Annotated in this window: 10 protein-coding genes; 5 read left to right on the forward strand and 5 right to left on the reverse strand. The window is 72.9% G+C overall.

The window, feature by feature from the left end; all coding sequences use genetic code 11:
• Positions 1–225: 225 nt before the first annotated feature.
• Positions 226–1053: an enoyl-CoA hydratase family protein gene (locus tag WAB15_RS30860; RefSeq protein WP_399146174.1), complete on the forward strand. Its 828-nt coding sequence runs from the start codon at positions 226–228 to the stop codon at positions 1051–1053.
• Positions 1038–3374: a bifunctional salicylyl-CoA 5-hydroxylase/oxidoreductase gene (locus tag WAB15_RS30865; RefSeq protein ID WP_407288216.1), complete on the forward strand. Its 2337-nt coding sequence runs from the start codon at positions 1038–1040 to the stop codon at positions 3372–3374. Before WAB15_RS30860 ends, WAB15_RS30865 begins: the two co-directional genes overlap by 16 nt.
• A gap of 74 nt (positions 3375–3448) precedes the next feature.
• Here WAB15_RS30865 and WAB15_RS30870 read toward each other — a convergent pair whose 3' ends face one another.
• Positions 3449–4366 carry a ScbA/BarX family gamma-butyrolactone biosynthesis protein gene (locus WAB15_RS30870; protein ID WP_399146176.1) on the reverse strand — a complete coding sequence of 306 codons (918 nt, stop codon included), beginning with the start codon at positions 4364–4366 and terminating at the stop codon, positions 3449–3451.
• A 243-nt stretch (positions 4367–4609) separates the two neighbouring features.
• Positions 4610–5227 (reverse strand): ScbR family autoregulator-binding transcription factor, encoded by a 618-nt coding sequence (locus WAB15_RS30875; RefSeq protein WP_399146177.1) that lies wholly within the window; start codon positions 5225–5227, stop codon positions 4610–4612.
• Positions 5228–5376: 149 nt separating this feature from the next.
• Here WAB15_RS30875 and WAB15_RS30880 point away from each other — a divergent pair, with 149 nt between their 5' ends.
• Positions 5377–6396, forward strand: a complete 1020-nt coding sequence (locus tag WAB15_RS30880; RefSeq protein WP_399146178.1) for an MDR family NADP-dependent oxidoreductase — start codon at positions 5377–5379, stop codon at positions 6394–6396.
• 46 nt (positions 6397–6442) lie between these two features.
• Here WAB15_RS30880 and WAB15_RS30885 read toward each other — a convergent pair whose 3' ends face one another.
• Complete coding sequence (locus tag WAB15_RS30885; protein WP_399146179.1) at positions 6443–7087, reverse strand: TetR family transcriptional regulator; 645 nt, start codon at positions 7085–7087, stop codon at positions 6443–6445.
• A gap of 465 nt (positions 7088–7552) precedes the next feature.
• Between WAB15_RS30885 and WAB15_RS30890 the strand changes: the two genes are divergently transcribed.
• Positions 7553–8317 carry an HAD family hydrolase gene (locus WAB15_RS30890; RefSeq protein ID WP_393488648.1) on the forward strand — a complete coding sequence of 255 codons (765 nt, stop codon included), beginning with the start codon at positions 7553–7555 and terminating at the stop codon, positions 8315–8317.
• Positions 8318–8329: 12 nt separating this feature from the next.
• Here the strand turns inward: WAB15_RS30890 and WAB15_RS30895 are convergent, their stop codons facing one another.
• Positions 8330–9181 carry a PaaX family transcriptional regulator C-terminal domain-containing protein gene (locus WAB15_RS30895; protein ID WP_399146180.1) on the reverse strand — a complete coding sequence of 284 codons (852 nt, stop codon included), beginning with the start codon at positions 9179–9181 and terminating at the stop codon, positions 8330–8332.
• A gap of 9 nt (positions 9182–9190) precedes the next feature.
• A complete protein-coding gene (locus WAB15_RS30900; protein ID WP_407288217.1) occupies positions 9191–10792 on the reverse strand; it encodes an AMP-binding protein in 1602 nt (533 codons plus the stop codon).
• 177 nt (positions 10793–10969) lie between these two features.
• Here WAB15_RS30900 and WAB15_RS30905 point away from each other — a divergent pair, with 177 nt between their 5' ends.
• Complete coding sequence (locus WAB15_RS30905; protein WP_399146182.1) at positions 10970–12097, forward strand: acyl-CoA dehydrogenase family protein; 1128 nt, start codon at positions 10970–10972, stop codon at positions 12095–12097.
• Positions 12098–12099: the final 2 nt, after the last annotated feature.

Below are 12099 nucleotides of genomic sequence, written 5' to 3' on the forward strand. Positions count from 1 at the left end.
GGATCCGATACGTCCACCGTAGGAAGCGCGGCGGAGCCCGTGACAGAGGCGAGCGGACGGTGTCGCGGTGACCTAGGTCCTACGGCGGACGGGACCTTCGTCCGTTCGATGGCCGAGAAACGGCGTATCGCGCCATCGTGACGACAGTCACAAAGCGGTGATAACTTCGAAGGGCATCCGGAAGAGCATCCACCGGCCGACCCGCCAAAGGGGGCAGGCAGTCCGATGAGCCCGTTCACAGGATCCGCCCGCAGCACAGACTCCTGGCAGCACATCCGCGTGACCAGGAAGGACGGGATCGCCACGGTCACCCTGGCGCGCCCGGAGAAGCTCAACGCCCTGACCTTCGAGGCCTACGCCGACCTCCGCGACCTGCTGGCGGAGCTGTCCAGGGAACGCTCCGTGCGCGCCCTGGTGCTCGGTGGGGAAGGCCGCGGATTCTGCTCCGGCGGCGACGTCGAGGAGATCATCGGCGCCACCCTGGGCATGGACACCGCACAGCTGCTGGACTTCAACCGGATGACCGGCCAGGTCGTCCGGGCGCTGCGGGAGTGCCCGTTCCCGGTGATCGCGGCCGTGCACGGCGTCGCGGCCGGCGCCGGCGCGGTGCTCGCGCTGGCCGCGGACTTCCGCGTCGCCGACCCCTCGGCCCGTTTCGCCTTCCTCTTCACCAGGGTCGGACTGTCCGGCGGCGACATGGGCGCGGCCTATCTGCTGCCCCGCGTCATCGGGCTGGGGCACGCCACCCGGCTGCTGATGCTCGGCGACGCGGTACGCGCACCGGAGGCCGAACGGCTGGGCCTGATCAGCGAGTTGGCGGAGGAGGGGCACGCCGACCAGGCGGCCGCAGCGCTCGCCCGGCGGCTCGCCGAGGGACCCGCGCTGGCATACGCCCAGACCAAGGCGCTGCTCACCGCCGAGCTCGATCTGCCGCTGGCCGCCGCCGTGGAGATGGACGCCGCCACCCAGGCGCTGCTGATGAACAGCGCCGACTACGCGGAGTTCCACGCCGCCTTCACGGAGAAGCGCGCGCCCAAGTGGCAGGGGAAGTAGCCGTGCGGGTCGCCGTCATCGGCGGCGGACCGGGCGGGCTGTACGCCGCGGCCCTTCTCAAGCGCCTCGATCCCAGCCGCGAGATCACCGTATGGGAGCGCAACGCCCCCGACGACACCTTCGGCTTCGGCGTCGTGCTCTCCGACGAGACCCTCGGCGGTATCGAGCACGCCGACCCGGTGGTCTACCGCGCACTCCAGGCGGAGTTCGTCCGCTGGGACGACATCGACATCGTGCACCGGGGCCGCACCTTCACCTCGGGCGGACACGGCTTCGCGGCGCTCGGACGGCGCCGGCTGCTGGCCGTACTGCACCGGCGCTGCCGCGACCTCGGCATCGAGCTGCGCTTTCGCACCGAGGCGCCGCCCGCCGCCGAACTGGCCCGCGCCCACGACCTGGTGATCGCCGCGGACGGGGTGCACAGCGCGACCCGCACCGCGCACGCCGACGCCTTCCGGCCGCGGCTGACCACCCACCGCTGCCGCTACATCTGGCTCGCCGCCGACTTCGCCTTCGACGCCTTCCGCTTCGAGATCGCCGAGACCGAGCACGGCGTCGCCCAGCTGCACGCCTACCCCTACGCCGGCCCGTCGCCCGACCCCCACCCCTCGGAGACGCCCTCGGGGGTTCCGTACTCGACCGGCGCCAGCACCGTCATCGTCGAGATGCGCGAGGAGGTCTGGCGGTCGGCCGGGCTGGACCGCTGCGACGAGCGCGCCTCCGCCGAATGGTGCGCCAAGGCCTTCACCGACGCGCTGCGCGGCCGGCCGCTGCGCTCCAACAACTCCAGCTGGACCGCCTTTCGCACCGTCGTCAACGACCGCTGGTCGCACGGCAACACCGTGCTGCTCGGCGACGCCGCGCACACCGCGCACTTCTCCATCGGCTCCGGTACCAAGCTCGCCGTCGAGGACGCCCTGGCGCTGGCCGCCTGCCTCCAGGAACAGCCCGACACCGCCGCCGCGCTCGCCGCGTACGAGGCGGAGCGCCGCCCCGTCGTCGCCTCCACCCAGCGCGCCGCCCGCGCCAGCCTCGACTGGTTCGAGGAGCTGTCCACCTATACCGGCCAACCGCCGCGCCAGTTCGCCTTCAATCTCCTCACCCGAAGCCGCCGGGTCACCCACGACAACCTGCGGCTGCGCGATCCCGGATTCGTCGCGGCCGTCGAGGGCGAGGCGGACACCCCGGCCGACACTCCGCCGATGTTCACGCCCTTCCGGCTGCGCTCGCTGACCCTGCGCAACCGCGTGGTCGTCTCGCCGATGGACATGTACGCGGCGCGGGACGGCGTCCCCGGGGACTTCCACCTCGTCCACCTGGGCGCCAGAGCCCTGGGCGGGGCGGGCCTGGTGATGACGGAGATGGTGTGCGTCAGTGAGCGGGGGCGCATCACACCGGGCTGCGCCGGGCTCTACACCCCGGATCAGGCCGCCGCCTGGCGCCGTGTCACCGACTTCGTGCACACCCAGGCGCCCGGCACCGCGATCGGTCTCCAGCTCGGCCACTCGGGGCGCAAGGGTTCCACCAAGCTGATGTGGGACGGCATCGACGAACCGCTCGACGACGGCAACTGGCCTCTCGTGGCGGCATCCCCCCTTCCGTACAAGCCCGGCAGCCAGCGCCCCCATGAGCTGACCACGAACGAACTCGCCACGATCCGGGAGCAGTTCGCCTCGGCCGCGCGCCGCGCCGTCGACTGCGGCTTCGATCTGCTGGAACTGCACTGCGCCCACGGCTATCTGCTGTCCGGATTCCTCTCCCCGCTGACCAATCAACGCACCGACGCCTACGGAGGTTCCCTCTCCCGCCGTCTGCGCTTCCCGCTCGAAGTCTTCGACGCCGTCCGCGAACTGTGGCCGGAAGAGAAGCCGATGACGGTCCGTATCTCCGCCACCGACTGGGCGGCGGGCGGTACCACCGCGGAGGACGCCGTGGCCATGGCGGCGGCCTTCGCCGAGCACGGTGCCGACGCCATCGACGTCTCCACCGGGCAGGTCGTGGCCGAGGAGAGCCCGGACTTCGGCCGCTCGTACCAGACGCCGTTCGCCGACCGGATCCGCAACACCCTGGGGGTGCCGGTCATCGCGGTCGGCGCGATCTCCTCCTGGGACGACGTCAACTCCCTGGTGCTCGCCGGGCGCGCGGACCTGTGCGCGCTGGCCAGACCCCATCTGTACGACCCGCACTGGACGCTGCACGCCGCCGCGGAGCAGGGGTACACCGGGCCGGGCGCCCCGTGGCCGCCGCCCTACCAGGCGGGCAGCCGCACCCCGCCCACCGGACGCACCGACGCGCCGAAGCCCCGCCTCACGCTGCGGTGACGGGGAGACACGGGCAGCGGGGCGGGGCCGTCTGCGGAGGGGCAGTGGACCTCCGGTAGCCGTACGGCGGCGCGTCAGGGAAGCGGCAGGCTGGTGATCCGCGCCGCGATCACCGGCTTGCCGTGCTGCTCCACGGCCACGTCGACCAGCATGCGGCCGTCACCCGCCTGCGCCTCGACCGGCTCCGGGCCGGTCCGCGCCCGTACCCGGCACGGCGCGTCCAGTTCGGCGTACCGCTCGAAACCGCACTCCATCGCTATCGGCAGGGTGACCCCGGGCGTCACCGCCTGCGCGGCCTGCCGGGCGGCCTCGATCATCAGCATCCCGGGGGCGTGGTCGACGGGCTGGTCGAAGAGCACCGGATGAGAGGTGTCCACCCGCAGGCGCCATTGGCCGGCGCGGTCGGTGGGGGAGAGCACCACATCACGCTCGCGGTCCCGGCCGACCAACTGCGGGGCGACGGGCGCGGGCAGCGGCAGCCTGCCGGCGTTGGCCGGCGTCAGCTCGCTGTACCTGCCGCGCAGCCGGCGGTAGACGGACGGGCTGTGGCACGCGTAGTCGAGCGTCGCGGTGGCCAGATCGGCGCCGTCGCGCCGCACCCGGAACTCCTGGCGGGCGCTGAGCAGCCGCTCGCCGCGGCGGACCACCTCGTGATCGGTGACATGCAGTTCCACCTCCGCCGGCGCACCGGCCGAGCTCAGCGCCTGTGGTACGAGGTCGTAGCGGATCCGTTGCCAGGTGATCGGGTGGTCGAACGGCACCCGGTGGGCGAGATGGCTGAGCAGTATCCCGGCCTGCCGCATGGTCTCGACCAGCAGCAGAGGGTCGTGCAGCCGGTGGTGCGCCCCGTCGACCGACCTGTAGAAGCCGTGCGCGCGCGGCCACCGGGCGCTGACGACCCAGCCGTCGGCGGTGTCTCGCCGCCAGTTGGTCAGGAACACCTCGGACGACGCCGCACGCTCGCCGTACCCGTGCGGCGCGGTGGTAGGCAAAGGGGACGGTCGGTTTTCGTCGGCGAACCCGCCTCGGCCGTCGTGGCGCTGATCCGGAGACGACGGCATGAGGATGGCTCTGGCCATAGGTGTCCTCTCTGAAGTGCGGCTCTCAGCGCCCCAGACGGGCCGAGCCACGCTGGCGGCCCCCGCGCCACCAAGATACGGACCATGTGGTTTGTTCACCAGTGCTAAGGGGCGCTCCTCGGCCAGGCCGGGAGGGCGTCGGCGGACGGGCAGCCGTCAGACGGAGACCCGCGCCGCGCGGCCACTCGGGTCGAGATGGCCCATCGCGCCGGGCGAGGCGAGACCCGGCAGGGTGTGCTTCCACAGCGCCGTGACGCGCTCGGGGAGATCGGCGCGGTCGGTCGCGGCGCGCGAGAACAACTGCACGCCCATATAGGCGGCGACGAAGAACTCGGCGGCCCGGTCCGGCACCACACCGGGCAGCAACTCCCCCTTGTCCCGGGCCTCGCCGAACATCGTGCTGATGATGTCGGTCCAGGCCTGGTAGGGCACCAACGGCTCGTCGCTGAACGTCGTCTCGACCGCGATCCGGGTGCCGGCCTGCAGCAGCGGGTCGCTGCGCAGCGCCAGCGCCACCCGGTGGGTGAAGTCGATGGCGTCCTGCAACCGGGAGTCGCTGACCTGCGGAAGGAACGGGTCGGCCTGCTCGGTGATGACCGCGCGGGCCAGCGCTCCCTTGGAGGTGAAGTGGAAGTAGACGGCTCCTTTGGTGACGCCGGCGCGCTGGATGATCTCGGCCATGGTGGCGGCCTGGTACCCGCGGCTGCCGATGACGTGAGCCGCGGCTTCGAGGACCGCGCGCCGGGTGCGCACTGCACGTGCCTGCTTGACCACCGAACAGCCTCCGTATGCTCTCTTGGAGTTGCGCCGAGTGCGACCCGTCGCCCTGGCCGCGCAGTCTCTTTCGGCATCATAAAGAAGCCAACCAGGCGGTATTGAATCTGCGCGCCGTGGCGTGTACGACGACTTCTAGGAGCTGTCCGATGTCCCCCACCGCTCTGCCCGCCGCGCAGCGCGAGATCCGGCTCGTCCGCCATGCCGAAGGAGAGCCGACCAGCCGGCACTTCGTGGTCGCCGAGGTGCCGATGCCCGAACCGGGGCCGGGGCAGGTCCTGGTGCGTACGCGCCTGATGGCGGTGACCGCGGCGATGCGGATGCAGATGTCCGGCGACTCCAAGCCGATGCCGCCCTTCGTGCCGGGGCGGGCGCTGTGGGGCTCCGCGGTCGGGCAGGTGGTGGCGGCGCCCGGCGGCGGCTTCACGCCCGGCGAACTGGTCCACCACCGCTACGGATGGCGGGAGTTCGCTGTGGTTGACGAGTCGCAGGTGCGCCGGCTCGATCTGGACGCGCTACCGGACCCCGCCGCGCACCTCTCCCAGGGCGCGACGGCCTGGGGCGCGCTGCGCCGGGCCGCCGAAGTCCGCCCGGGGGACACGGTGTTCGTCTCCGGCGCGGCCGGCGGTGTGGGCAGTATGGCCGGGCAGCTGGCGCGGCGGCTGGGCGCCGCCCGGGTGGTCGGCAGCACCGGTTCGGAGCGCAAGGCCTCCCGGCTGCGCGCGGAGTTGGGGTACGACGACACCATCGTGCGCGGTGCCGGCCCGATCGAGCGGCAGCTGCGCCGGGCCGCCCCGGACGGCATCGACGTACTGCTCGACACCGTGGGCGGCGAGCAGTTGACCGCGGCGCTCGCGGTGGCCCGCCCCGACGCCCGCTTCGCGCTGGTCGGCGCGCTCTCCAGTCAGCTGGGCGCGACCGGCGGCAGCACCGCCCCGGTGGAGCTGGACACGGGGCTGATCATCACGCGGCGGGTGGCGCTGCGCGGATTCGGGCTGCATGCGCACCCGGATCTGCCGCAGGAGTGGGCGAAGGAGTTCGGCCAGGGCCTGCGGGACGGCTCCCTGGTCTTCCCGCACGCCCTGCTGAAGGGCATCGAGCAGGCCCCGCGGGCGCTGTGCGAGCTCACCCAGGGCCGCCATATCGGGGCCGTGCTGGTCGAGTTGTGATCCGCCCGCGCCCGCTCGTGGCGTACGGTCCCTGACGGCCTGCGGGTCAGCCGGCGGCCGGCAGGCGTGCCGGCTCGGGCAGGCCGCCGGCCGGGATCCGCTCCGGCGAGGCCGACAGCAGCCCCCACAGGCCGACCACGGCCTCCCGGTCCCACCACGTCCCGTCCTCGCCGCCCAGATGCAGCAGGCCCACCACGATCGAGGTCAGCAGCTGGGCGGTGCGGCGCGGTTCGGCGTCCGAGGTGTCCACCGCGCTCGGCCGGCCCGGCTCGCCGGTCCCGCAGGTCACCGCCTTGTCGAGGAAGAGCGCGTACCAGCGCTGCTCCAGGGCGTAGATGCCGAGACCCGGTGCGGTCTCCGGCCGCAGGCGCAGTCCGGCGCGCAGTACGGCGTCCGACTCCACCCGGCCGAACAGCTCGACGGCGAAGTCCTGCACGGCGGTCGCCAGCGGCTGCGGGGAGCGGGCGAAGCCGTTCTCGATCTCCTGCAGGGTGGCGAGTGCGGCGTCGCGCACCGCGAGGGTGAGGTCGTCCTTGGACGTGAAGTGGAAGTAGAGGGCTCCTTTGCTCAGCCGGGCCCGCCGGCTGATCTCGACCATGCCCGCGGCGGGAACCCCCTTCTCCAGGAAGGTCTCTGCGGCCGAGCGGATGAGTGCCTGGCGGCTCTGGATGGCGCGATGCTGGGTGGGCACGGTGTCCGTCCCGTCTCTAGTACGGCTGCGAAGCTGATTGCAGTCTACATAGAAAACCAACCATGCGGTTCGATATGGTCGGGGTGAATGGCCTGAACTCGTACGCCCTGGCGAGAAGCTGACGTCCGGCCGCGGATTCCGGGCCTCCGGTGGCGCCTGCGAGCGCTGTGTCGCCAGTCTGGCCTTGCGAGGGAGCGTTGTCGACCCGTCAGGATGTGACAAAGGCACATTGACAAACAGCGCAGGCGGTTTTTAAATCTCCGAAGGCGGTAAACGGGACGATCCGTTCCGATGTAGCCGCCGCGACGGTCGCGTACCGCCCTTGGACAGCGAGTGCGCCATGGCGAGACCGCCTCTGCCCCTTACCAGTCGCCGACCGCAGGCCGCCCAACCAGCCGAGCCAGCAACGTCACCCGAAACCCCCGCACCCCGCACCCCCATCGGAATCCGGAAAGGTCTCCAGCCATGCGCGTAGCAATGGAAGTCGGCGAACGTCCCGCGAGAGGCGCACGGGGCGCAGGAGGCGAGACGATCAGGGCCGCTGTCTTCGATCTGGACGGCACCCTCGCCAACACCATGCCGGCGATCAGCAAGCTGCTGGTCAAGGTGGCCTCGGAGCAGGGCTGTTCGGTGACCGCGCGGCAGGCGGCCTCCGCCATCGGCAAACCCCCCGGCCCCGCCTTCGGCCGGCTGCTGGGCAAGCCCGAGGACGACGGCCGGGTGCAGGCCGCCATCTCCCGATACCGCGAGCTGTTCTCCTACGAGGTGCTGTGCCAGGGGCCGCAGCTGCTCTTCCCCGGCGTGACGGCGGGGCTGTCCGCGCTGCGCGCCCACGGTGTCGAGCTGGCCGTCGCCACGTCCAAGACCACCCGCAGCGCCGAGGCGCTGCTCGACGTCATGGGCATCCGCGACCTGGTCGGCCCGGTCATCGGCCAGGACATGGTCCGGCGCGGCAAGCCGCACCCGGAGATGGTGCTGCGGGCGGCCGGCCGGCTGGGTGTCGCGCCCTGGCAGAGCGCGTATGTGGGGGACACCGTGGGGGACATGCGGATGGCGGTCACCGCGCGGATGGCGCCGGTCGCGGTGACCTACGGCGTCGGCACGTTCGGCGAGCTGGCCGCGGTCGCCGGCACCCGGATGTGCAGCTCGTTCAAGGACGTGGTCTCGGTGATCGCCGCGGCCCGGCCGCGGCCGGCCGTCGCGGTGGGGGCTCAGGCGCGCCGCCGCTGAGGCGCGGACGCCTTACGGACCGGCGGTCGCCTGCTGCGCGTAACGGGCGCCCGTGGTCCGCAGCATGCCGTGCAGTCTGCTGAACACCTCTGCCGCGCGGCCGCCCGGCCAGTCCTCCGGAAGGAGGGGAGAGGGCAGTCCGGGATCGGCGTACGGGAGGCGACGCCAGGCGTCCAGGGCCAGCAGATAGTCGTGGTAGGCCGCCTCCGGCGGCACCGTGCGCCGTCGTGACCAGCGGCGCAGGACCGGCTCCTGTTCGTCCAGGAAGGCGCGGTACTGCGCGGCGATGGCGTCCAGGTCCCACCAGCGTGCCACCGCGTCCGCCGTGGCGGCGAAACCGGCGTGCGCGCCGGTGAACAGATCGACGTACGGGGCCAGTTGCAGCCGCTCCAGGGTGTGCCGGGTCTCCTCGTAGAGCTGTGCGGGGGCGATCCACACGCCCGGTGCGGCGGTGCCGAAGCCGAGCCGGGCCAGCCGGGAGCGGAGCAGATGCCGTTTGTGCCGTTCCTGCTCGGGGACGGAGAACACGGCCAGCACCCAGCCGTCGGAGGACCGCGCGGCCGGCCGGCCGAAGATCCGCCGGTCGCCGTCCTCCAGGAGCTCGCGGGCCGCGTCGGACAGTCCGTAGGCGGCCGCCCCGGTGGCCGTACGCGCGGGGACCAGCAGCCCGCGCCGCTTGAGCCGGGAGACCGCGGAGCGCACCGACGGCGGATCCACCCCCAGCGCCCCGAGCAGCCGGATCAGCCCGGCGACCGGCACCGCAGCGGCCGCCCCGTCCGCCGCGCCGGGCTCACCGCGCCCGTAGGCGCCGTAGAACGTGACGATGAGGGACCGCGGGGTGTGCTGTGCTTGCTGGTCGATCACCGGGTCACTCTAGAGGGGGGCACGCAACCGGAACCGCTGGAGCTTGCCCGTAGGGGTGCGGGGGAGGGCGGTGTGGAAGACGATCTCGCGGGGGCATTTGTAGGGCGCGATACGGGTCTTGGTGAAGGCGCGCAGCGCGGCGACGGTGTCCGCCCCCTCGGGGACGCCGGCCCGCAGCACGACATGGGCGACAACGACCTGTCCGCGGTCCTCGTCTGCCCGCCCGACCACCGCGGCCTCGGTCACGTCGGGGTGCTGCAGCAGGGCGTCCTCCACCTCGGGGCCGGCGATGTTGTAGCCGGCAGAGATGATCATGTCGTCCGCGCGGGCGACGTAGCGGAAGTAGCCGTCGGGCTCGCGGACATAGGTGTCACCGGTGAGGTTCCAGCCGCCCCGGACGTACTCGGTCTGCCGGGCGTCGGCGAGATAGCGGCAGCCGGTGGGCCCGCGTACGGCCAGCAGGCCAGGTTCGCCGTCCGGTAGCGGTGTGCCGTCCGCGCCCACCACCCGGGCCTGGAAACCCGGCACCGGCAGCCCCGTCATACCCGGCCGGACGGCCTCGTCGGCGGCCGAGATGAAGATGTGCAGCAGCTCCGTGGCGCCGATGCCGTTGATGATCCGCAGGCCGGTCGCCCCGTACCAGGACTGCCAGGTCGCGGCGGGCAGGTTCTCACCGGCCGACACGCACCGGCGCAGCGAGGAGACGTCGTGCCCGTCGAGCTCGGACAGCATCGCCCGGTAGGCGGTCGGCGCGGTGAACAGCACCGAGATGCGGTGCGCCGCGATATCGGCGAGCAGCCGTCTGGGCCCGCCCCAGTCGGCGAGCAGCGTCGAGGCACCGGCCCGCAGCGGGAAGACCACCAGCCCCCCGAGGCCGAAGGTGAACCCCAGGGGCGGGCTGCCGGCGAACACGTCGTCGGGGGACGGGCGCAGCACCCGTGCCGAGAAGGTGTCCGCGATGGCGAGGACATCGCGGTGGAAGTGCAGACAGCCCTTGGGGCGGCCGGTGGTGCCCGAGGTGAAGGCGATCAGCGCCACGTCGTCGGCCGAGGTCGCCACCGCGGTGTACGGCGCGCCGCCGGGCCGGGCCAGCTGGTGCAGATCGTCCGGACCGTCCCCGCCGTAGGTCGTGATCCGCAGCCCCGGGACCCCGGCCGCGGCGAGGTCGTCGACGGAGCGGACGTCGCACAGCGCGTACCGCACCTGGGCGATCTCGCAGATCGTGGCGAGCTCCTTGGGGCGCTGCGCGGCCAGGACGGTCACCGCGACCGCCCCCGCCTTCATCACGGCGAGCCAGCAGGCGGCCAGCCACGGGGTGGTGGGACCGCGCAGCAGCACGCGGTTGCCCGGCAGGACCCCGAGCCGGTCGGTGAGCACCCGGGCGATCGCGTCGACCTGCGCCCGCAACTGCCCGTAGGTCCACACCGGCCCGCTCGTGTCGCGCACCGCGGGACGGTCCGCGCCGAGCCGCGCGATGGTGCCGTCGAGGAGTTCGGCGCCGCAGTTCAGGCGGTCGGAGTAGCCCAGATCGGTGAGGTGCGGCCACTGCTCGCGGGGCGGCAGCCGGTCGCGCGCGAAGGTGTCGGAGTGGGCCGAGGACCGTAGCTCCATGGCGGATGCGCCCCCTAGGGCGGCCGGGTGGCCGACTCGGTTGGCTGCTCGTCGGGCGCGGCCGGGACCGGTGCGACGAGTGGTCGAGGACTGCCGTTCGGATGCTTCGTCAGCGTAACGTGTTGGTGACGGCAGTCAACAGACCGCGATAGAGGACCGCTACCAGGGAGCCGCCTCGTGACTGTATTCGCGCTGGGACCGGACGAGCGGCAATGGTGCGCCGAGCTGCGCGCCATGACGGCCGAACGGCTGAGCCCGCTGGTGGAGAAGGGCGCGGCGGGCCGGGTCAACCGCCCGCTGGTCGCCACCCTCGGTGAACTGGGCCTGCTGCGCCGCCTGTTCCCCGCCGACGGATCGCTGCGCGCCCTGGACCTGTGCCTGCTGCGGGAATCCCTCGCCCAGGAGTGCACGGAGGCGGAGACCGCGCTCGCGCTCCAGGGTCTGGGCGCCTACCCGATCGTCCAGGCCGGCACCGACGCCCAGCGCGCCCGTTGGCTGCCCGAGGTGGCGGCCGGGCGCGCCGTCGCGTCCTTCGCGCTGAGCGAGCCGGGAGCCGGCTCGGACGCCGCAGCGCTGTCCCTGGCCGCCGAGCCGGACGGCCCCGACGGCTGGCGGCTGACCGGCGAGAAGTGCTGGATCTCCAACGCCCCCGAGGCCGACTTCGCCACCGTCTTCGCCCGCACCGGGGGCGCGGCGGGCGCGCGCGGTGTGACCGCCTTCCTCGTCCCCGCCGACCGGCCCGGCCTGACCGGCGAGCGCCTGGACATGCTCAGCCCGCACCCCATCGGGACGTTGGTGTTCGACGGCACGCCGGTGACCAGGGCGGATGTGCTGGGCGAGGTGGGCTGCGGGTTCGCCGTCGCGATGGCCACCCTGAACCTCTTCCGGCCGAGCGTGGGCGCCTTCGCGGTCGGCATGGCGCAGGCCGCGCTGGACGCGGCGCTGGCGCACGCGGGCGCGCGCACCGCGTTCGGCGGCCCGCTGAAGGACCTGCAGTCCGTGGGCCACCAGCTCGCCGAGATGGCCACCCGGGTCGAGTCCGCCCGCCTACTGGTGTACGCCGCCGCCTCCGCCTATGACACCGGGGCCCCGGACATCGCCCGCCGCTCGGCCATGGCCAAACTGCTGGCGACCGAGACCGCCCAGTACGTGGTCGACGCCGCCGTCCAGATCCACGGCGCCCGCGCGCTGCGCCGCGGGCACCTCCTGGAGCACCTCTACCGGGAGGTCCGCGCGCCGCGCATCTACGAGGGCGCGACGGAGGTGCAGCGCTCCATCATCGCCAAGGAGCTGTACCGGAACTGAAC

Origin of the sequence: Streptomyces sirii (assembly GCF_045690365.1) — a bacterium.
Lineage (GTDB): Bacteria > Actinomycetota > Actinomycetes > Streptomycetales > Streptomycetaceae > Streptomyces > Streptomyces sirii.